Raw genomic sequence first — 21,838 nt, forward strand, 5'->3', positions numbered from 1 at the left:
GGCTTCTCCCCTCAGGCTAAACCCGCACGAAGGACCGCAGAGATCCGCATATGACACGGATCCCCTCGGCGCCTCCCTCGCCCTCCCGGCGTCAGGCGGCCGCGCCCGGACCGACGGACCTCAGGAGCAGCAGCGCGATGTCGTCCGTGCGGTGCCGGGCCGCGTGGGCGCGGGCGATGATCACGTCCGCGAGGTCCTCCAGCGGCAGGCTCACGTCGTGCGACAACTCGTCGGCCAGACCCGACAGGGCCTCGTCCATGTCGACACCGGGCGTCTCGATCAGGCCGTCGGTGTAGAGGGCGATGGTGGTGCCGACCGGCATCGGGGCTTCGGCCTCGGGAAAATCACCGCCCTTCTCGATGCCCAGCAGCAGCCCGCCGGGCGCGTCCAGCGGCCGGACACCGCCCCCCGGCGTGCACACCAGTGGGCGAGGATGACCGGCCCGCGCCAGGGAGGCCCGCTGGTGCCCCAGGTCCAGACGCAGGCACGCACAGCTCGCGAAGAGGCCGGAGTCGAGGTCGGAGAGCAGACGGTTGGTCGCCGCCAGGATCCGGCCCGGGTCCGCGTCCGCCGTGGCGTACGCGTGGACGGCCGTACGGATCTGGCCCATCAGCGCGGCGGCGGTGACGTTGTGGCCCTGCACGTCGCCGATGACGGCGGCGACGCTGTCCGTCCCCAGGCGGATCAGGTCGTAGAAGTCACCGCCGATGTCCATGCCCTCCGTGCCGGGCAGATAGCGCGCGGCCGTCGCCAGGCCCGGCACGCTGGGCAGGGCGTGCGGCAGCAGCCCGGCCTGCAGACCGTGGGCGACCGCCACCTTCTTGTCGTAGAGCATGGCGCGCTCCAGCGCCTGGGCGATCAGGCCGCCCAGGGAGGTCAGCACGGCGCGCTCGGTGGTGGAGAAGTGGTGCGGCCGGAGGTAGCCGAGGACGCAGGTTCCGATGGTCCGGCCGGAGGCGATCATCGGCAGGAACACCCAGGAGGCCATGCCGTCGTGCTGACCGGCGCGGTGCGGGAAGGCCCGGTCGAGCTGTTCCCTGGACTCGTAGAAACCCGGCTGGCCCGCGGCCAGGGCGCGGGCGCCTGCGGTGAAGGAGAAGCGGGGGCTGTAGCGGTAGCGGGCGATGACCTCGGGCGGATAGCCGCGGTGGCCGACCAGACGCAGCCTTCCCCGCTGCACGGTGAGCATGGCGACGGCCTGGGCGCCGTACGCGGGCACGATCTCGTCGGCCACCAGGGCGACCACGTCGTCGACACTGATCGCCTCGGTCAGGGCGGTGGCCAGGTGGAGGATGTGGTACAGCGCGCCGGTCCTGGTGAGCTGCGGCAGTTCGGCGGTCACCTCGGCCCGCTTGCTGCCCGCCGCGGGCACCTCGGCCGGGGTGATGCGGATGCTGATCCCCGAGGAGTCCGGGTAGAGGTCGAAGGCCAGCCACTGGTCCGGCGGCCGCACGCCGGTGTCCGAGGTGGGACGCCCGCTGATCACCGCGGCCCGGTAGCGGTCGTAGAGGGGGTCGTGCAGCCAGGGCAGCGCCTCCCAGAGGCGGCGGCCGACCAGGTTGTCGGTCGGTGCGCCCAGCAACCGCGCGGCGGTGGGCGTCACCGAGGTGACCCGGCCGTGGATGTCCAGCGCGCAGACGCCCTCGGGGAGGCGGGCGGCCATCAGCTCGGTGGCCGAGGGTGTGCCGGGGGCGGGGCTGGGAGCGTTATGGATCAGGACCTCGCCGCCGGAGCCGGGTGTGCGGAGGCGCCCGGCCGTGACCGCCCGTTCCATGGCGAATCCCACCTCGGACGCGAGTCGGCCCAGGCCGTCGCGGAGCGCTCCGGGCATGTGGTCCGGCTGCTCGCCGGGCCACAGGACGAACATCGCCCCCAGCACTCCGGTCGCCCCGTCCGTGGCACCGGGACGGGGGAGGGGGAAGGCGGCGAGGGCGAACTCGTACGGCACGGCGAGGGCGATGCGGGGATAGCTCCGCATCATCACTTCCTCGCTGCAGACCCAGATCATCTCGCTGCCGCGCACGGCGTCCGCCACGGGAATGGGGGCGGCGAGTCCGACCCGCTCCCACGGGCCGATGAACTCGTGCGGCAGGCCGGCGACGACGACGAGTTCCAGCACGCTCTCTGCGCGGTTCAGGAGGTACAGCGCGGCGGCGTGGGCACCCAGCGCGGAGAGCTCCCGGTGCAGACCCTCGGCCAGGCTCTCCAGGACGTGGTCTTCCAGGTCGTCGCCGCCCGCTGCGCCCGGAACGTGTCCCCGGCCGGCGGGGGCGAACTCCCCGCCGCTCATATGGGGACAATACGCCCCTGGTCGTTCGGAGGCACCCCCACGCCCGGTCCACCCGGCCCCGGTCGGCTCGCGCGGCGGAGACCTCGGCCCGGGCGGCCGGGCGCCGCTCACGGTCCGGCCCAGCCACCACCGCGCGGCGACCAGCGGGACGAGACCGAACCGAGTTGGAGACGAGCCCCAGCGCGCCACGCCCCGACGAGGTCAGGTTGCGCCTCCCCTACGGGCAGCGCGCCCGCGGTGAGACCGCCGGCGGCGAGCGCCTCGGAACCCGCGAGCCCCATCGCCCGGCACCGTCCAGGGCCCACGCGCGCTTCCCGTGCCGACATTCCGTAGAGACTCGCAGGAGGGGGTGGCCGGGAAGCGACCGCGCCGTCACGGAGAGGTGGCAGCGGGATGGCGACCCGGCGCGGGCCCCCTGCGCCGGCCCGGCACATCGCGCGGCGAGTCTCAACGTCCTTTCCCGGCACGGCCGTTGGAGCCGGGATTCACCGGGGCCGCACATCTCTCCCTGTCCGTCGGCGAGGAGAAGGCGCGGGCCGCCGCAGGACATGCCGGGCCTCCCGCACCCGCGTAGCGTGGCGAACGTGGACACCGAAGCACTCGCCGGTCTGCGTGACAGCTTCGCGGGCAGCGTCCTCACGCCCGGCGATCCCTCGTTCGATGACGCCCGCACGATCTTCAACGCCATGATCGAGTTCCGTCCTTCGGTGATCGCCCAGTGCGAGAACCCCGTCGACATCGCCCGGGCGATCCGCTTCGGACGCGATCAGGACCTGGAGATCTCGGTCCGCGGCGGCGGGCACAGCGTCTCGGGCATGGCCCTCACCGACGGCGGGATCATGATCGATCTGCGCCGGATGCACGCGGCCGTCGTCGATCCCGACGCCCGTACCGTACGAATCGCGGGCGGCGCCACGATGAGCCATCTCGACCGGGCGACCGAGCCGTACGGCCTCGTGACGACCGGCGGGCGGGTGTCGACCACCGGGGTCGGCGGCTTCACGCTGGGCGGCGGATCGGGCTGGCTGGACCGCAAGTTCGGGCTCGCGGCCGACAATCTGCTCTCCGTCACCCTGGTGACCGCGGAAGGCAGCACGGTGCACGCGAGCAACGACGAGAACACCGAGCTGTTCTGGGCACTCCACGGCGGCGGCGGCAACTTCGGGGTGGCCACCTCGTTCACGTTCCGCCTGTACCCGCTGGCCACGGTCACGGCGATGCTGCTGCTGTGGCCGCCGGAGGCCGGGCCCGAAGTGGCGCGCGCCTACCGGGACTTCCTCGAGACCGCCCCGGACGAGGTCGGCGGCGGGCTCATCTACCTCACCGGGCCGGACGAGGAGTGGGTCCCAGGGCCTCTGGTGAACCGGCTCACGTGTGCCGTCCTCGTGGTCCACGCCGGCCCGGAGGCGGAGGCACGCGCGGTGGCCCGCCCGCTGCTGGACCTCGGCCACCACGCCGCGATGATCGAGGAGATGCCGTACGCCGAGTTGCAGTGCATGCTCGACGACCCGCCGGGCTACCGCAACTACTGGACCGCGGAGCATCTCGGCAGCCTCCCGGACGAGGCGATCGACCTCTTCTGCGCACGGGCGCACGACATGATCGTCCCGTCGCCGTCACAGCACGTGCTGTTCCCGCAGGGCGGCGCAACGGCCCGCGGGAACCAGGACTTTCCCCTCCCCTGGCGGGGCGCGGCGTGGGTTGCGCACCCCTTCGGCCTCTGGGAGGACCCGGCGGACGACGCGCGGGGCAAGCAGTGGGCGCGCGACATCAGGACCGACCTCAAGCCCTGGTCCACCGGCGCGGTCTTCCTCAACTTCATCGGGGACGAGGGGCGGGAGCGGGTCGTCGCCGGACTCGGCGCGGACCACGTCGAGCGCCTGGAGACGGTGAAGACCCAGTACGACCCGGACAACGTCTTCCACCGCAACCACAACATCAAGCCGCGTGGGGTTTGACGAAGATCGGTCAGGAGGCGGCCGTGGCTCCGCCGCCCGCGCCGGACGGCGGTCCGCCGTGGCCGGACCGGTGCACCGGCTGGTCGCCTCCCTGGACGGCGAAGACCGTGCCGGAGTCCCGGGCGGTGTTGGCCTGCTCCAGATGCACATGGACGGTCTCCCGGCGGTCGTCCGGCAGCGCGCCTCGTACCTCCCCGAGGACCTCCCCGACCAGGCGCGCGAGTGGCTCGCGGCAGGCCGGTTCCCGGCGAAGCAGGTCCTCCAGTTCCACTGCCCAGGAACCGAGCAGTGCCCGCCGTACGTCGTCGGGCGCGGTGGCCCCCTCGACCAGCGCGGCGTGGCTGTCGAGTCGCGTCGCGACCTCACGGCGCCGCCGGCCTGCCCGGGGGAACAGACCGGCGATCCCGTTGCGCGTGGTCTGCCACAGCTCCGTGGTCATCGCCGTGACGAGGGCAGCCGCTCCCGCTCCCGCCAGCGCGGCCAGTTCGTCCTCCACGGCCTTCCCCTCTCTCACCGGGGCGTGCGTCCGGTGTTGTCGATGTACTGGGCCCCGTTCTGCGTGGCGTAGACGACGCCGTGCCCTGACGCCTTGTTGACCATCGAAGAGTGACCCGCCGGACCGGCCCCCCGTCGCGGCTCGACGACGTCGTTCCGCGCCGCTCCGTCCGGGGCCGTCCCACCGACGGGGTGAGCGGGTGTTCCGGGCAGATGGAGCCATGCGTCCGTCGTGTACTCCTTCACCTCGACCGGGACCCGCCGGAAGGTGTCCGGGTCGATGCCCGGATAGCCGTGCCGCACCGCTTCGTCGTAGAAGTGCTGCGAGACGAGGAGCGACGCCGCCACCGCGTCGGGCGCCTCGGCCAGAGCGTCCCGGGCCGGGCGGGCATCGAGCAGCCGGGCGAGCACTTCCAGCGGCCCGCCGACGACGACACCGGACTGTCCGAGCCACACGTCGCCGGCGTGCAACGCCACCCTGACGCGGATCCGCGTCGGCCGAGCGGCCGTTCGGTTGTGCGCCTGCAGCCGGACCACCAGCTCGTGGATCAGCGGATGGATCAGCCGGGTCTTCGGCACGGACGCCGGGACGATGATCCGCAGGCCGTCCCCGAGGTCGTGGAACCGGCATGCCTGCCAGTCGATTCCGCTCTCCTCCAGCGCCTCCCGGAACGCGGCCAGGAGCACTTCGCGGATGCGGAGCAGCGCCACGTCGCCCCGGCCTCCCGAGCGCTCGATGTCGACCGCCACCATGGCCCGGTACTCCAGCACTGCATCCATGCCCTTCCCTCCCCACGGGTGGCGGGCCCGACACTCGGGCGGCCGGACCCGACACTCGGGCGGCCGGACGACTCGGCTCCGGCACGCCTCGTCCCGTGGCTCCCACTGTGCACCAGCCGCGCGCCGGACATCCCGTACCAGTACGGAATCCGCCGAACTCGTCCGTCGCCGTGCGCTGTTGGGAGCCTCACCAGGGGGCACACTGCAGGGGTGATGCATCGTCAGGAGCGGGACGGGCGGGCCGGGGCACAGGGCGTGGCCCACAGCGCCACCGGCCGGGGCAGGGCCGGTCGGTTGCCGCGCGAGGCGTGGACGTGGCCCTCGGCGAGCCTGCTCGGGGGGCTCCCGCCGGCGGCTCGTGACCGGCTGCTCACGCTGGGAGCCCTCACGCGCTACCCGACCGGCCGGGTCCTGATGCGTGAAACGGAGGAGAGCACGTTCGTGCTGATCCTCCTCGACGGTGCGGTCAAGGCGACCGGACGCACTCATGACAACCGGGAGGCGCTCCTTGCCGTTCGGATGGGTGGCGACCTGGTCGGTGAGTTCGCCGCGGTCGACGGGCGGCCCCGTTCCGCGACGGTGACGACGTGCGGACCGGTCACGGCCCGCGTCGTCACCCGGGGCGACTTCCTCGACAGCATGCGGCACGACGAGCTGATCGCCCAGGCGGTCAACGCCTCGATCATCGCGAAACTGCGGGTCGCGACAACCCACCGCGTCGACTTCACCGGCTGTGACGCCCCGACCCGGCTGGCACGGGTGCTCTACCAGATCGCCATGGCCTACGGGGAGAGCACCGGCGCGGGGGCCGTCATCCGCTGGCCGATCACCCAGCCCGAACTGGCCACCCTGGCCGGCACGGCGGAGCCCACCGTGCACAAGGCGCTGCGGAAGCTGCGGGAAGCAGGTGTGGTGTCCACCGGCTACCGCACCTTCCGGGTCGAGAATCTCGCGGAGTTGCGCCAACTCGCCTTCGGCCGACGGTAGTACGAGGAGCGGGAGAAACCGTCGTAGGACGGTTTCCGTACGCGAGCGGACCGCTAGCGTGGCAACCGCCGGCCGCCTCCCGGACCGTGAGAGGGCTTGACGTCTCGCGGCGGAGAACACGGCGCACGGCAGCCGACGATTCGACGAACCAGGGGGAGCCATGCCCGACGCGGACGACAGCGCCTCGGAGCCCGACGGCCCGCGCACGGCGTACCGGATCGACATCGGCGGCAGCGCGACCGGCCCCGTGATCGCGGGTGACCACAACGTGGTCGTCGACGCGCAGCACGGCTCACAGGTGACCGTGCTGGTCGGTCCCGAACGGCCCCGCCCACGGCGCCGGGAGCGGGCCGCGCTGCTGCCGCGGCGCCTGTCGGAACCGGTGGGCCGGGAGGACACGATGCAGGAACTGGCCGCGGCTGTCCGCGCCGGCGGGCCGGTGCAGCTGTGGGGGCCGCCCGGTGTCGGCAAGACGACGCTGCTGCGGCACGCGGCGCGGCTGCTGCCGCCCGGGCCGGACGGCGTGGTGTTCGTGAGCGGAGCCCGTCGCGGCGTCGAGGATCTCGCCCAGGACGTGTTCGAAGCCTGCTACGAGGCACCGGGATACGCGCCGACCCGGGCGGAGCTGCGGCGGTTGATGACCGGTGTGCGGGTGACGGTGTACGTGGACGACACGGACCTGACGTCCGATCAGTTGCTGGAGCTGATGGACGCGGCCCCGGAGGCGACGTTCGTCTTCGCCGGAGCCGAGCGGTCGCTGTGGAACGGCGGCACGGCGCTGGAGGTGCCCGGTCTGTCGCGGACCGCCGGACTGGAGCTGCTGGCACGGGAGTTGGGTGGCCCGCTTCCCGAGGCGGAACACCGGACCGCCGCCGACCTGTGGCAGGTCGCGGGCGGCCTTCCGCTGCCGCTCCTGCGGGCGGCCGCGGTGGCGCGTTCCCACCCGGCGGGCGAGGGCGGACTCCCGCGTGTGGGCGAAGTCGCCGCCCTTCTCCCGATGGTGCTCGACCATCTGGTGGAGGATGCGTCGGTGATGGGGGTGCTGCACCTGCTGGCGACCCTCGAAGGGGCCGAGGTGGCGGCCACGCACGTCGGGGCGCTGACGGAGGTGGCGGAGCCCGAGGCGGTGTGCGACCGCCTGGTGCGCCTGGGGTTGGCCCGGATCGGGGACCACGGCTACGGCTCCGTCGCCGACACCCTGCCGGTGCTGCGCCGGCGTTTCCCCGCTCCGTTCCCGGCCGAGCGGCTGTGCGACCACTTCACCCGGTGGGGATCGCTCCGGGAGACCACGCCGTCGGAGCTGGCGGCTCACGGCCGCGTGCTGGAGAAGGTGGCCGAGCTGGCCGAGTCCGCCGGGCGCCCGGACTTGGCGGTACGGCTCGCACGGGCCACGTCGCCGGGGTTGGCCCGTTCCCTGCGGTTCGGCGTGTGGGGGCGGCTGCTCGGCCGCGGCTGGGTCGCGTCCCGCGCCGCCGGGGACCGGCGGGCCGAGGCGTACTTCCTCCACGAGGAGGCCGTCCGGGCCCTGTTGACCGGAAGGCGGGTCGTCCACGCGGCGCTGCTGGCCCAGTCGGCGTGGCTCGGGTACGAGCTGGGCGAAGGCGGGCGGAACGGCTCCGGCGGGGAAGCGGGGGGCGACGCGGGCGCCGACGCGGGGGGCGATGCGGGGGCCGACGCGGGGGGCGCGCAGCCCGACTTCGACGTCGACGACTACATGGCGGACAACGGCTTCGAGACCCCCGATCCCGGTTCCGCGGCCGATCCCGGTTCCGCTGCCCTGACACCGGAGGTCCCCGGCGGCGAAGACTCCTGGGGCAGCGCTCCGGGTGACGGCGGCAGCGGCACGCCCACCGGCGACGGCGGCGGCAGCGCACCGTCCCTCACAGGCGATGGCGGGGCGTCCGGCGGCGCGTTACCTCCGCCGGGCGGCGGGGCCGATGCCGTCTCCGCGCAGTCGCACAGCACCGCCGGCGGTTCCTGGGGCGGCGGGACGTCCGCCTCGTCCGGCGGCGCGGCCGGCGCGGGTTCGGTCGCGGGCATGAGCACCGTGGTCGCGTCCGTCGTCTCCCTGATCGCCGCTTGCGCGCTCGTCGCCGGTCTGGGATACGTCATCAGTTCGGTCACGTCCGAGGACGGATCATCGGCTTCGGTCGATGCGCGGCACGACGCGATACCGACCCCGTCGTTCTCCCTCCCGGCCGAGCCGACGGACACCTCGACCGGTGACCCCTTTGCGAAGCCGGCGGGGTGTGATCAGGAGACCGACGCGCGTCAGACCTACTCCCGGACCATGTCGAAGGCGCCGGTCACGAACCCCGCCCATGATCAAGCCTGGGCCGCGGCCACGAAGCAACTCGCCGACGACCTGGCGGAAGCGGCCGAAGCAGCGACCGACCCGGCGGTCAAGTCAGCGATCCAGGAGGAATCCGACGACCATGCCGCTCTTTCCACCGCGATCGCCGGCCAGGACCGAGCGGCCGTGAGCCAGTACGTGGAGGAAACCGCCGACGATTCGGACGCGGTGTTCGACCTCTGTTACGCGTAGTCCGGCCCGATGGACGAGCCGGGAAGCAGTGAGGAGCCATCATCGTGTCACCGTCACCGTCACCGTCACCCGCCTCGGGCGACGAGTTCACCATCCGTATCGGGGGCGACGTGTCCGGCCCCCTCGTCGTCGGTCACAACAACTGCGTCGAAGTGCAGCACCCCGCCCCCACACCCCGATCCGTGCCCGAATCCGAGCCCGTGACGTCGACGCAGACCAACACGGCGAAGGACCGCGGCACCGTCTACGCCGTCACGGGCGGCGACATGCACATCCATCACGACGGGTCGGCCTGACGCGGAAGGACGCGGAAGGCCGTCACTCCCGCGGTGGCGTGACGCCGCCGTCGCCTCCCCCGCCACCGCCGCCCGTGTTCGGGCCGCCGCCCGTCGACGTACCACCGGAGGAGCCGGATCCGGACGTGGCGGGTGCGGGGACCCCGGCCGCTCCGCCCTGCAGCCGCTCCAGGTCCGACTCCCGCACCTGGATGACGACGAGGGCGATCACGGCCGCCAGGGCGCTCAGCGCGGCGGCGACGACGAACGCGGTGGTGACCCCGGCGGTCAGCACCTGGTCGGCCCAGGGTGGTGGCAACTGCCCGGTGCGCAGGAAGAATTCACGCTGCCCTGGGTTCGCCTCGCGCAGGAACTGCGGTACGACGTCGGTCGCCTCGTTGCGGCTGGCCGTACCGAAGGCCGTGACCAGGATCGACAGACCGAGCGAACCGCCCACCTGCTGCGTGGCGTTGAGCACGCCGGTCGCGGCGCCCGACTCCTGCGGCGCGACTCCGGAGACCGCCATCAGCATCAGCGAGACGAACTCCATGCCCATCCCGAAGCCGAACAGCAGCATGGGCCCGAGGATGCTGCCGAGGTAGGTGCTGTGGATGTCGGTGAGGGTCAGCCACGCCAGCCCGCCCGCGGCGAAGAGCCCGCCGGTCACCATGAACGGTTTGGGCCCGTATCTCGGCAGGAGCCGGGACGCGAGCCCCGCCCCGAGCGCGATGACCGCGCTCACCGGCAGGAAGGCGAGTCCGGCCCGCAACGGGCTGAAGTCCAGCACGTTCTGCACGAACAGCGTCAGGAAGAAGAACATCCCGAAGATCGCCGCGGCAAGGCTGAGCATCATCCCGTACGTGCCCGCGCGGTTTCGGTCGCGGAACATCTTCAGCGGCGTGATCGGCTGGCGCGAACTGCGTTCGATGAGCAGGAACGTGGTCAGCAGCACGATCGCCGCCCCGAACGCGGCGAGCGTCAGACTGTCCCGCCAGCCGTCCTCGGACGCGCGGATGAACCCGTAGACGAGACACACCATGCCGACCGTGGACGTGATCGCGCCGAGCAGATCGAAGTTCCCGGGGTGGCGCTCCGACTCGCGGATGTAGCGGGGCGCGGCCAGCGCGATCAGTACACCGATCGGCACGTTGACGAAGAAGATCCAGCGCCAGTCGAGCCACTCGACGAGGATGCCGCCCATCAGCAGCCCGATCGCGCCACCGCCCGCCGACACGGCGGCGAAGACCCCGAACGCCCGGTTGCGCTCGGGTCCTTCACGGAACGTGGTGGTGATCAGCGCGAGCGCTGTCGGGGAGGCGATGGCGCCGCCGACGCCTTGGAGCGCGCGGGCGGCGAGGAGTTGCGGTGCGTTCTGGGCGAGGCCGCCGAGCAGGGACGCCAGCACGAACAGCAGCACGCCGATGATGAACATCCGTCTGCGGCCGAGGATGTCGCCGGATCGTCCGCCGAGCAGGAGCAGGCCGCCGAAGGTGAGGGTGTAGGCGTTGATCACCCACGACAGGCTCTCGGTCGAGAAGTCGAGCGAGGTCTGTATGTGCGGGAGCGCGATGTTCACGATGGTGATGTCGAGGACCACCATGAGCTGGCACGAGGCGATGACGAGTAGGGCTATCCAGCTGCCCGGGTTCCTCTCGCTGGATCGAGCAGTGGGTGCGGGGATCGACTGAGGACTCGTCATGGTCGGCCTGCGCTCACCCAGGGCCTTCACCCCGTGCGGCGTACGTGAACGCTCAAGTTCACATTCCGACCCTAAGACCGTCGGTGGGACGTCACCAGTCGATCTACGAACCGTCCGCGAACCGGGCGGCGGGGTACGCGGATTCCCTCCTTCACGGCCCGGTTCGCGGACGTCGTCACGCTCCCTCGCGCGCCCGCCCCGTCACGCTCCCTCGCGCGCCCGCCCCGTCACCCCATCCGCCTCACCGCGTCGCGGACGGTGACAGGTGCGCACGGTAGGGATGCAGACCGCCCAGCCGCGGAAGGTCCACCGCGCGCCAGCCCCTGGCGTACGGCGGTGCGGCCTTGTCGCCGAAGACCAGCACGGCCACCGGGCGCGTACGTGCCGCGGCGGCGAGACCGGCCTGCGTGATGGACCCGTCGTGGCCGCCCGCCTGCCGTGAGGAGCACCCCGCGCGATATGCGATCCGCACCGCCTCCGGCCCCGTGACGACACAGGGCGGCCGTACCCCTTCCCTGTGCAGCTGGGCGGCGATCCGCCCGACCGCCTCCCGCATCGCCCTGCTGCGCTCGACGGCCCCGTGCAGCACCGCGTACTGGAGGGAGAGGTGCCCGACGAGCGCGAGGGCGACGGCCGCGGCGGCGAGCGTCATGAGCACCCGGTTCCGCAACCCCGTGACCAGCCAGACCACGCAGACCGCGACCGGCAGGGACAGCAGTGCGTAGGCGGGGAGGAGGAAGCGGGGCGCGGCGTAGTCGACCATCAGCAGATACGGGACCGCGAGGGAGGCCGCGGTCAGCGTCGGCACCAGCAGTGTGGCCAGGCGCCGGGCGCGGGCCGCGGCCACCAGCCCTCCCGCGGTGAGCAGCGGCAGCAGGAACCACCAGGCCACGGCGGCCGGATGTTTCGCCTCCCCGTCGCACGGGCGGCACAGCGTCCGCCCCTCCAGCGCCAGCGCATGGTGGCCGAACGCGAGGTGCCAGCCCATGCCGCCCTGGATCTCGCTGGCCCGGTCCAGCCGTGCGGCGAGACCCCCGTAGCGGACGTACGCCTCGACGACCCACTCCGCGCATCCGGCGACCCCGCCCAGCACGAGCGCCACCAGCAGGGCGGGCCTGCGCCAGTCCCGTACGAACACGGCGGCCGCGGCCAGCGGCAGCGCGAGCCAGAACGCGTCCGAGAACCGCATGAGCGCGGCGAACGCGACACCGGCGGCGAGGCCGAGCAGCGCGCGGCGGTCGGTGCGGTCGGCGGCCGCCCGCAGGAAGCAGCCGGTGGCGAGCAGCGCGGCGTAGGCGACCCACAGGTTCGGCATGACCTGCGGACCGTAGAAGAGCGTCACCCACAGCCCGGCGAACAGCGCGCCCGCGAACGCCAGCACGGGGGCGGGAACGAGCCGCCGCCACACCCACAGGGAGAGGAAGAGCCCGGCGCCGGAGAGCACGGCGAGGTAGACCCGCAGGACGGCCGTGGAATCGGTCAGGACCGTGACCGGGGCGACGAGGAAGGAGATGCCGCGGGCGCGCGGCGCGCTGAAGAAGGCGGTCGGGGCGTGCGGGCTGACCTGGCTGACGTACACGGTCTCGTCCCAGCCGAGCCCTTCGCCGGGCACCACCAGGATCAGCTGCAGAACGGTGAAGAGGACGGCGACCCCCGCGAGCCAGGGCAGCGGGCCGGCGAGCGGGCCGGTACGCCCCCGGATCGTACGGGTGCGCTGCTGCCGCGCTGTGGGGGCGACTCGTGCTGGCTGCATGCCGCCACGCTCGGGTGCCCCGGTCCGCGCCACCACGCGAGAGGGGGCAGTCGGCCGAACGATCTCCCCGAACGGGCGGCCCGGCACTGCGCCATGACGCTTCTGACGCCCCGTCGGGTGACCGCGGGCCCTGACGCTCCTGCGCGGGCCGCGCGTCGACCGGTTCGCGTACGGGAGCGCGCGGGTCGCGTACATGTTCGCCGCACGTGCCGGTGAGCACGGGAAGCCCGTCCCCCATGAGACGGGCTTCCCGTGGTTCGTGGCCGGCGGGGCGGCGGTCAGACGCCGATGTCGCAGCCGTCCTTGCGCCAGACGCTGACGACCGCCGGGCGGACGAGCTTGCCCGGCCCGTCGGGCCAGGTGGAGGCGGGCTTCTCGACGCTCGCACCGTCGACCTCGCCCGGGTGCTGCACGGAGACCAGCACACGCCGGTCCTGGACGATCGGCCCGCAGGTCTCGGCCCCCTTGGGAACGGTGAGGAACTGCTTGACCTCACCGCGGCGCGGCCCGGCCGTCGCGACGCCGAACAGACCGTCGTGCGAGCCCAGGGCGTTCCCGTCGGTGGAGATCCACAGGTTGCCGTACGGGTCGAAGGTGACGTTGTCCGGGCAGGAGATCGGGCTGACCTCGCCCTTGGGGAACCCGGCGAAGTACGTGCCCGGGTCCTCCGGGTCACCGGCGACCAGGAACAGCCGCCAGGCGAAGCGGTCCGCGGACGGGTCGTCGTAGAACTCGGCCAGTTCGAGGATCTGGCCGTGCTTGTTGAGGTTGCGCGGGTTGGCCTCGTCGGCGCCCGCCTTGCCGCTCTTGCCGCGGTCGGTGTTGTTGGTGAGGGCGATGTAGACGCGGCCGGTGCGGGGGCTGGGCTCGACGTCCTCGGGGCGGTCCATCTTCGTGGCGCCCGCCTTGTCCGCGGCGAGCCGGGTGAAGACGTAGACCTCCTCGGCGGTCATGCCCTCGACGTGCGAGGTGTCCCCGGTCGCCAGCGGGATCCACTCGCCGCTGCCGTCGAACTCGCCGTCGGCCGGGAGCGTGCCGGTGCCGTCGATCTGGCCGGCGGGGCTGTCCCCGGTGAGCTTGGCGACGTAGAGGGTGCCCTCGTCGAGCAGGGTGAGGTTGTGCTCGCGGGCCGCCCGGCTCGTGCCCTTCTTCATCCGCTTCGATGAGACGAACTTGTAGAAGTAGTCGAAGCGCTCGTCGTCACCCATGTAGACGACGGGCCGGCCGTCGGCGGTCAGGCGGGGCTGCGCGGCCTCGTGCTTGAAGCGGCCGAGCGCGGTGTGCTTGCGGGGCGTCGACTCGGGGTCGTACGGGTCGAGTTCGACGACCCAGCCGAAGCGGTGCGACTCGTTGGGCTCCTTCGCGGCGTCGAAGCGGCGGTCGAACCGCTCCCACTTGCGCTCCGTCGGGCCGGGGATCAGGCCGTACCGCTTGTCGGTGGCGGAGCTGCCGTTCGCGAAGTACTGGTTGAAGTTCTCCTCGCCGTGGAGCGTGGTGCCCCACGGGGTGGTGCCGCCGGCGCAGTTGTTGAGCGTGCCCAGGACCTTGGTGCCGCTCGGGTCGGCCGAGGTCTTCAGCAGGTCGCTGCCCGCGGCCGGGCCGGTGAGCCGGAACTCGCTCGTCGCGGTGAGACGGCGGTTGAGGCGGTGCCGGGTGACGGCCGTGAGCTTGCCGCTCTTCCGCTCCTCCTGGACGGCCACGACGGACAGACCGTGCGCGGCCCAGCCGATCTCGACCTGCTCGCGCGTGGGGTTCTCCGGGTCGTAGCCCTTGAACATGAGGATTTCGTCGGTGTACTCGTGGTTGGCCACCAGCACCTGACGGCCCGGCTCGCCGCGCAGCGGCAGCAGGCTGAGGAAGTCGTTGTTGTAGCCGAACTGCCCGGCCTGGGCCTTCGCGGTCTGGTGCTCCGGGTCGAAGGCGGGCGCTCCGCGCAGGATCGGTTCTCCCCAGCGGATGACCACGTTCTGGGCATAGCCGTCGGGGACGGTCACGGCGTCCGTGGTGTTGGGCTCGATGGCGCCGAAGCGCAGACCGCGGGCGGCCCTGCCCCCGGTGCCCCGGCCCTGAGCGGCCGCGGAGGCGGCACCCGGCACGGCCGCCTGCGCCCGCGGAGCGCTCTCGACGACGGCGGCACCGGTCGCGGCGGCGACGGTCACGACCGCGCTCGCCCGCAGCACGCTGCGGCGGGACAGCGCACCGGCTATGACGTCACCGGCGTACGCGTTGTCGCTGGTGTTCGGGACCTCGTGGAAGCACGCGTCACCGCAGCGGTAGCGGCAGGTCATCGCGGAACGTCCGCCCGGGTGCGAGCTGATCAACGGCAGCAGTCTGCGCACGTCTTCCCCTCCGTTTGGCTTTCCACCGTGCGCAGCCCGTGCCGACACGATGTCGGAACATGTCCGCGGTGACGCTATGGGCGACATTGCGCCGGGTGGAGGACTCCAGGTGAACGGCGCATGAATCCCAGACCGACTGCGTAAGTTTCAACTTCCGTACGGCCCTTGAGCCGCGGGCCTCCCGCGTCTTACTCCGGGTGGCGGCAGGTGCCCACCACCTCCCTGACGTCCCCGAGATGAGGGACTAGCATCCGGGCCCATGGCCGATGACTTGGTGGTCGATCTGCGCGGCCGCGACCTGGTGGACCTCGACGCCTTCTGGGACGCGGTCGCCGAGCCGTGCGGCTTGCCGGGATGGTTCGGCCGGAACCTCGACGCGTGGTGGGACACGGTGGAGTCCCGCGGCGTGTCACCGCTGATCGACGCGCACGGCGATCTCGTCGTACGGGCCGAGGCGGCGGGCGTGTTCGCACCGGGCAACAAGGACGGCGAGAGACTGGCGCGGGTCTTCACGGAGGCCACCCGCGCCCGGCTGGAACTGTCTCAGTAGCCTTACGTGTCCGCGCCGGTCAGGAACGATTCCCCCACCTCGGACATTCATCGCACCGATACGTGAAGGACCTCTCCCATGGGCATTCGGAGTCTGCTGCGGAATGTATTCGGCCGGTCGCGGGCGGATCGCGACGAACCGACCGTGCCCGAGGCGCGCGTCGCCGAGCCGGAGGCTCGGTCCGACGGCACGGAGACGGCCGCGTCAGGCCCGGCGGACGACACCTCCGCCGCGCCGGTCCCCGCCCAGCCGGCCGGGAAGGGCAGCGACAAGGCGGCCGGGAAGCAGGAGCCGTCGAAGGCGAAGAAGGCCGCGAAGGATCCGGAGGGCGGGGCGGACTCGCTGCTCGCGGCGTTCGACGCGGCGGCGGCCAAGCCGGTGCAGAAGCAGGAGCCGGAGCGGGCGAAGGACAGCGCGGCGGACGACCGTCCGGCTCCGTCCTGGGCCTCCGAGCCGGAGACGGAGACCGGCACGGCCGCGGGCGACGGCAAGGGCAGTGCCGAGGCCGGCGACGCGGCGCGCGACGGCGGCACCGGAGAGGCGAGCGTCGCCGTGCCCGCACAGTCGGCACCTGAGGGCCAGGCCGAGCCAGGGGCGCCGGAGGGCGCACGGCCGGAGGCGGCCGTTCCCGCGCAGGCCAAGGCGGCCGACGAGAAGCCGTCCACCACGGTCCCGGCGCAGGCGTCGGCGAACGCGCGGGACGCGGACCAGCGCTCCGAGGCAGGGACGGACGCGGCCAAGGCGGACGCGTCGAAGGCGGACGCGGCACCCCAGGTCGGCATCCCGCAGCAGCCGGAGCGCGACGGGGCGGCGGAGACGAAGTCCCCGGCCGCGGACGACGATGCCGCGAAGCCCGCCAAGAAGACGGCCAGGACCACCAAGACAGCCAAGACGGCCAAGACGGCCAAGACCGCGAAGACGGCCAAGACCGCGAAGAAGACGGCGAAGACGGCGACGGCGGCCACGTCCACCGCGGCGAAGAAGACCGCCCCCGCGAAGAAGACCGCCGCCAAGAAGACGGCGGCTCCCGCGAAGAAGGCCGCGGCGACCGAGCCCGCCTCGGCTGCCGAGCCCGCCAAGGCCGCCACTGCGGCGACGCCGGCGGCCGACCCGAAGAAGGCCGTCACGCCCGCCGCCGTCGAGAAGGCGGCCCCCGGGCTCGCCGGTCTCCACCGGACGGCCGCCGCCGCCCTGGAGGCGCAGCAGCTCACCGGCACCCTCGCGACCGTCTACCTCGTCCTCGACCGCTCCGGCTCCATGCGCCGCTACTTCAAGGACGGCACGGTCCAGCACCTCGCCGAGCAGGCGGTCGCCCTGTCCGCGAACCTCGGCACCGGCACCGTCCCCGTCGTCTTCTTCTCCACCGACGTCGACGGCACCGCCGACGTCTCCCTCGACGCGTACGAGGGCCGGATCGAGGCACTGCACGCGGACCTCGGCCACATGGGGCGTACGAACTACCACACGGCGATCGAGGCCGTCCTCGCGCACCGCGAGCAGTCCGGCGCGACCGGCCCCGCGTTCGTCGTCTTCCAGACGGACGGCGCCCCGACCTCCAAGGCTGCGGCGGAGAAGGCACTCTGCGACGCGGCGAAGCTGCCCGTCTTCTGGCAGTTCGTCGGATTCGGCGACCCGGAGGCGAAGGCGTTCGACTTCCTCAGGAAGCTCGACGACCTCACCGTCCCCGAGCGCCGCCCGGTCGCCAACGCCGCCTACACGGCGGCCGGTGAGGAGCCCCGCGAACTCGCCGACGACGCTTTCTTCACGCAGTTGCTCGCCGCCTTCCCGCAGTGGCTGAAGCAGGCGCGCGAGGCGGGCATCGTGAGCTGATCCGCACCCGGGACCCGCGCCGCCGCACGCGGCGCAAAGGGGCCGTCCGCGCGGAAAAGGACGCGCGGGCGGCCCTCTGCTGTCCAGTACGATATTGACAGCCTGTAGATCAAAAACTCACTCCGCGTAACGACTTGGGAGCAGCCGGCAATGGCTCGACACCTCATCACCAGCGCCCTTCCGTACATCAACGGGATCAAGCACCTGGGCAACATGGTGGGGTCCATGCTCCCGGCCGACGTCTACGCCCGCTACCTCCGGCAGCGCGGTCACGACGTCCTCTACATCTGCGCCACCGACGAGCACGGCACCCCCGCCGAGCTGGCGGCCAAGGAAGCCGGGCTCCCCGTCGACGAGTTCTGCGCGCAGCAGCACGACCTGCAGAAGGCGATCTACGACGGTTTCGCGCTGGACTTCGACTACTTCGGCCGCAGCTCGTCCGCGGAGAACGTGGAGATCACCCAGCGCATCGCCCGCAGCCTCAAGGAGCACGGCTTCATCGAGGAGCGCTCGATCCGCCAGGTCTTCTCCGTCACGGACGACCGCTTCCTCCCCGACCGCTACATCGTGGGCACCTGCCCGCACTGCGGCTACGACAAGGCGCGCGGCGACCAGTGCGAGAACTGCACCCGCGTCCTGGACCCGACCGATCTGATCGACGCCCGCTCCGCGGTCAGCGGCAGCAGCGACCTCGAAGTCCGCGAGACCAAGCACCTCTTCCTCCTGCAGTCCAAGCTGCAGCCCGAGGTCGAGGCGTGGCTGGAGGGCAACGGCAGCAAGGACTGGCCGACGCTCGCCTCCTCCATCGCCCACAAGTGGCTGACGGAGGGCCTCAACGACCGGGCGATCACCCGCGACCTGGACTGGGGCGTGCCGGTCCCGGCCGACACCTGGCCCGAGCTCGCCGCCGAGGGCAAGGTCTTCTACGTGTGGTTCGACGCGCCCATCGAGTACATCGGCGCGACGAAGGAGTGGGCGGACGCCGATCCGGCCGTCCGCGACTGGGAGTCGTGGTGGTACGACGCGAAGGACGTCCGCTACACGGAGTTCATGGCGAAGGACAACGTCCCGTTCCACACGGTGATGTTCCCGGCGATGCTGCTCGGCACCCGTGACCCGTGGAAGAAGGTCGACTACGTCAAGGCCTTCAACTGGCTGAACTACTACGGCGGAAAGTTCTCCACGTCCCAGAAGCGCGGCATCTTCACGGACGCGGCGCTCGAGCTGCTGCCCGCCGACTACTGGCGCTACTTCCTCATGGCCAACGCCCCGGAGTCGGACGACACCTCGTTCTCCTGGGAGCTGTTCTCGTCCGTGGTCAACAAGGACCTCGCGGACACCCTGGGCAACTTCGTCAACCGCGTCCTGTCCTTCTCCCGCAAGCGCTTCGGCGACCACGTCCCGGAGGGCACGGCGGCCGGGGAGGCGGAGGCGCGCCTGGGCGAGGAGATCGCGCGGCTGCTCGGCGATTACGAGACGCACATGGACGGGCTCCAGTTCCGCAAGGCGGCGGCCTCGCTGCGCGCCCTGTGGAGCGCGGGCAACGCGTACCTGGAGGAGAAGGCCCCCTGGCTGGAGATCAAGACCGACCAGGACGCGGCCGCGCTCACGCTGCGGACGGCGATGAACCTGATCCACCTCTACGCGGTGGTGTCCGAGCCGTTCATCCCGTCCTCCGCGAAGGCCATGCGGTCGGCGTTCGCGCTGGCCGACGACACCAAGCCGTGGGTGACGGCGGCGGAGGCGAAGGCGCTGGCCTCCGTCCCGGCCGGGACGGCGTTCACCGTTCCGCCGGTGCTCTTCGCGAAGATCACCGAGGACGACCTGGAGACCTACCGGGACCGCTTCGGCGGCGAGGAGACACCGGAGGACTGACCGGGACCCGTAACCGGATCCCGTAACCGGATCCCTCACGGACGACACCGCGCCCGGGCCGCCACGGCGGCCCGGGCGTCGGCGTTCCCGGCCCGCCTCAGAAGCGGCGGAGCAACATCCGTCAGAAGCGGCCCGCGGCGACGAATACGCACAGCACCAGGATCACCAGATTCGCCGCGACGTTCTTCGCCTCCGCCGAGCCGCGACCGGCCGCGCGGTCCGCCCGCAGCAGGGAGCCATGACTGATCAGGGCGCCTGCCATGACGACCGACAGACCCACCGCGGCGACCGGGGTCAGCACCGGGGCGATGCCCGTCGCCCACGGCAGGATCAGGCCCGCGACGGCGAGGAGTTCGCACACCGCGGTCGTACGGATCACGGCGAGCGGGAACGGCGCGACGCCGGTCTGGCCCGAGGCGATCAGACGCTCCTTCGGCCAGCGGGACTTGAGCGTCCCGGAGACCAGGAAGACGGCGGCGAGCAGGGCTTGCGCGGTCCACAACGCGGCGTTCATGGGCTTCTTCTTCCGGGGAGAGGCAGGGGCTTCCCGGAAGAGACGGGACGGCCGCCCCGGATGTGACACGGGCGGCCGCCCCCGCGGGGACGACCGCCCGTGAACGAGCTGTCCGCGCTACTTCGTCGGCTTGTACGGGGTCGGCTTGGCCGGGGCCTTGGAGATGCTGAGGTGCAGCTCCTTGAGCCGGGCGTCGTCGACCTCGCTCGGCGCCCCCATCAGCAGGTCCTGGGCGTTGCCGTTCAGCGGGAAGGCGATCGTCTCGCGGATGTTGGGCTCGTCCGCCAGCAGCATCACGATGCGGTCCACGCCCGGGGCGATGCCGCCGTGCGGCGGGGCGCCGAAGTGGAACGCGCGCAGCATGCCGCCGAACTCCCGCTCCACGTCCTCCTTCGGGTATCCGGCGATGCGGAAGGCCTCGTACATGACCTCCGGCTCGTGGTTCCGGATCGCGCCGGAGGACAGCTCGACGCCGTTGCAGACGATGTCGTACTGCCAGGCCAGGATGTCGAGCGGGTCCTTGGTCTTGAGCGCGTCGAGGCCGCCCTGCGGCATGGAGAACGGGTTGTGGGAGAACTCGATCTGCCCGGTGTCCTCGTTCCGCTCGAACATGGGGAAGTCGACGATCCAGCAGAAGCGGAAGACGTCGTCCTCGAACGTCCCGGCCCGGCGCGCGGCCTCGACCCGGACCGCGCCCATGATCTTGGAGACCTCGTCGAAGTCGCCGGCGCCGAAGAAGACCGCGGTGCCCGGCTTGCCGTCGACCTCGGCGACCAGCTTCTCGACATCGCCCTCGGTGAGGAACTTGGCGATCGGCCCGGTGAGCTTGCCGTCCTCGCCGATCCGGACCCAGGCCAGGCCCTGCGCGCCCTGCTGGACCGCGAACTCGCCCATCTGGTCGAAGAACTTACGCGGCTGGCCGCCGGTGTCCGGCACGGCCAGGGCCCGTACGTGCTTGCCCGCGAAGGCCTTGAAGCCGCTGTCGGCGAAGATGTGCGAGACGTCGGTGAGTTCGAGCGGGGACCGCAGATCGGGCTTGTCCGAGCCGTACTTGAGCATCGCCTCACGGAACGGGATCCGCGTGAACGGCGACGTGACGTGGCGGCCGTTGCCGAACTCCTCGAACAGCTCGGTCATGACCTTCTCGATGACCTGGAAGACGTCCTCCTGCTCGACGAAGCTCATCTCGACGTCGAGCTGGTAGAACTCGCCGGGCGAGCGGTCGGCGCGCGCGTCCTCGTCGCGGAAGCAGGGCGCGATCTGGAAGTAGCGGTCGAAGCCCGAGATCATCAGCAGCTGCTTGAACTGCTGCGGGGCCTGCGGCAGCGCGTAGAACTTGCCCGCGTGCAGCCGGGAGGGGACCAGGAAGTCGCGCGCGCCCTCGGGGGAGGTCGCGGACAGGATCGGGGTCGCCATCTCGTTGAAGCCCTGCGCGGTCATCTTCTGCCGGATCGCGGAGATGACGGCGGAGCGCAGCATGATGTTGCGGTGCATGCGCTCGCGGCGCAGGTCGAGGAAGCGGTACTCCAGGCGCCGTTCCTCGTTGACTCCGTCCTCGGGGTAGACGGTGAAGGGCAGCGGGTCGGCCGTGCCGAGCACCTCGACGTCGCCCACCTCGACCTCGATCTCCCCGGTGGGGAGTTCGGGGTTGACGTTCTCGGCGCCACGGGCGAGGACGGTGCCGTCGACCCGGAGCACGGTCTCCTTGGGGAGGTGGCTCAGCTTCTCGTTGACGGGGCTGTCCGGGCGGACCACGAGCTGGACGAGGCCGTGGTGGTCGCGGAGGTCGATGAAGAGGATGCCGCCCAGGTTCCGGCGATTGTGCAGCCAGCCACTCAGCCGGACGTCGGCGCCGACGTCAGTGGCACGGAGCTCGCCGCAGGTGTGGGACCGGTACCGATGCATCGTTCATCCAAGTCGTCTGGTCGGGGTCGGTTGCCCTGGAGAA

15 protein-coding genes are annotated in these 21,838 nt (G+C 72.0%); 7 read left to right on the forward strand and 8 right to left on the reverse strand.

Annotation, left to right across the window (positions count from 1 at the left end; all coding sequences use genetic code 11):
• Positions 1-91: 91 nt before the first annotated feature.
• The gene (locus ABZ822_RS06675) at positions 92-2,290 is read right to left on the reverse strand and encodes a SpoIIE family protein phosphatase (protein WP_360847865.1); all 2,199 of its coding nucleotides are present in this window, start codon (positions 2,288-2,290) and stop codon (positions 92-94) included.
• Between the two features lie 548 nt (positions 2,291-2,838).
• Between ABZ822_RS06675 and ABZ822_RS06680 the strand changes: the two genes are divergently transcribed.
• Complete coding sequence (locus tag ABZ822_RS06680; protein ID WP_360847868.1) at positions 2,839-4,248, forward strand: FAD-binding oxidoreductase; 1,410 nt, start codon at positions 2,839-2,841, stop codon at positions 4,246-4,248.
• A gap of 10 nt (positions 4,249-4,258) precedes the next feature.
• Here the strand turns inward: ABZ822_RS06680 and ABZ822_RS06685 are convergent, their stop codons facing one another.
• Together ABZ822_RS06685 and ABZ822_RS06690 are read right to left on the reverse strand one after the other, a co-directional pair.
• Entirely contained in the window at positions 4,259-4,744 is a 486-nt protein-coding gene (locus ABZ822_RS06685) for a hypothetical protein (RefSeq protein ID WP_360847871.1), read from the reverse strand.
• 14 nt (positions 4,745-4,758) lie between these two features.
• Complete coding sequence (locus tag ABZ822_RS06690) at positions 4,759-5,523, reverse strand: hypothetical protein (protein ID WP_360847874.1); 765 nt, start codon at positions 5,521-5,523, stop codon at positions 4,759-4,761.
• 213 nt (positions 5,524-5,736) lie between these two features.
• Here ABZ822_RS06690 and ABZ822_RS06695 point away from each other — a divergent pair, with 213 nt between their 5' ends.
• The 3 genes from ABZ822_RS06695 (at position 5,737) to ABZ822_RS06705 (ending at position 9,351) form a co-directional block, all read left to right on the forward strand.
• The gene (locus ABZ822_RS06695; protein WP_360848819.1) at positions 5,737-6,510 is read left to right on the forward strand and encodes a Crp/Fnr family transcriptional regulator; all 774 of its coding nucleotides are present in this window, start codon (positions 5,737-5,739) and stop codon (positions 6,508-6,510) included.
• A gap of 160 nt (positions 6,511-6,670) precedes the next feature.
• The gene (locus ABZ822_RS06700) at positions 6,671-9,055 is read left to right on the forward strand and encodes an ATP-binding protein (protein WP_360847877.1); all 2,385 of its coding nucleotides are present in this window, start codon (positions 6,671-6,673) and stop codon (positions 9,053-9,055) included.
• Between the two features lie 44 nt (positions 9,056-9,099).
• Positions 9,100-9,351, forward strand: coding sequence for a hypothetical protein (locus ABZ822_RS06705; protein WP_360847880.1), 252 nt, complete (start codon positions 9,100-9,102; stop codon positions 9,349-9,351).
• 22 nt (positions 9,352-9,373) lie between these two features.
• On the opposite strand, the gene ABZ822_RS06710 is transcribed toward ABZ822_RS06705, so the two are convergent.
• From ABZ822_RS06710 to ABZ822_RS06720, 3 genes are all read right to left on the reverse strand, one after another.
• Positions 9,374-11,029, reverse strand: coding sequence for an MFS transporter (locus tag ABZ822_RS06710; RefSeq protein ID WP_360848822.1), 1,656 nt, complete (start codon positions 11,027-11,029; stop codon positions 9,374-9,376).
• 241 nt (positions 11,030-11,270) lie between these two features.
• Entirely contained in the window at positions 11,271-12,782 is a 1,512-nt protein-coding gene (locus ABZ822_RS06715) for a hypothetical protein (RefSeq protein WP_360847883.1), read from the reverse strand.
• A gap of 278 nt (positions 12,783-13,060) precedes the next feature.
• Positions 13,061-15,121, reverse strand: a complete 2,061-nt coding sequence (locus tag ABZ822_RS06720; RefSeq protein ID WP_360847886.1) for a PhoX family protein — start codon at positions 15,119-15,121, stop codon at positions 13,061-13,063.
• Positions 15,122-15,380: 259 nt separating this feature from the next.
• On the opposite strand from ABZ822_RS06720, the gene ABZ822_RS06725 reads away from it, so the two are divergent.
• The 3 genes from ABZ822_RS06725 to metG all read left to right on the forward strand — a co-directional run bounded on the left by ABZ822_RS06725 (position 15,381) and on the right by metG (position 19,376).
• Positions 15,381-15,671, forward strand: coding sequence for a barstar family protein (locus ABZ822_RS06725; RefSeq protein WP_360847889.1), 291 nt, complete (start codon positions 15,381-15,383; stop codon positions 15,669-15,671).
• A 78-nt stretch (positions 15,672-15,749) separates the two neighbouring features.
• Positions 15,750-17,501, forward strand: a complete 1,752-nt coding sequence (locus ABZ822_RS06730) for a VWA domain-containing protein (RefSeq protein WP_360847892.1) — start codon at positions 15,750-15,752, stop codon at positions 17,499-17,501.
• A gap of 150 nt (positions 17,502-17,651) precedes the next feature.
• Positions 17,652-19,376: a methionine--tRNA ligase gene (gene metG, locus ABZ822_RS06735; protein WP_360847895.1), complete on the forward strand. Its 1,725-nt coding sequence runs from the start codon at positions 17,652-17,654 to the stop codon at positions 19,374-19,376.
• Positions 19,377-19,497: 121 nt separating this feature from the next.
• Here the strand turns inward: metG and ABZ822_RS06740 are convergent, their stop codons facing one another.
• Positions 19,498-19,890, reverse strand: a complete 393-nt coding sequence (locus ABZ822_RS06740; RefSeq protein ID WP_360847898.1) for a DoxX family protein — start codon at positions 19,888-19,890, stop codon at positions 19,498-19,500.
• A 117-nt stretch (positions 19,891-20,007) separates the two neighbouring features.
• Positions 20,008-21,795, reverse strand: coding sequence for an aspartate--tRNA ligase (aspS, locus tag ABZ822_RS06745; RefSeq protein WP_360847901.1), 1,788 nt, complete (start codon positions 21,793-21,795; stop codon positions 20,008-20,010).
• Positions 21,796-21,838 lie beyond the last annotated feature (43 nt).

This window comes from Streptomyces sp. NPDC047108, from assembly GCF_040643575.1.
In the GTDB taxonomy this organism is placed as follows: domain Bacteria; phylum Actinomycetota; class Actinomycetes; order Streptomycetales; family Streptomycetaceae; genus Streptomyces.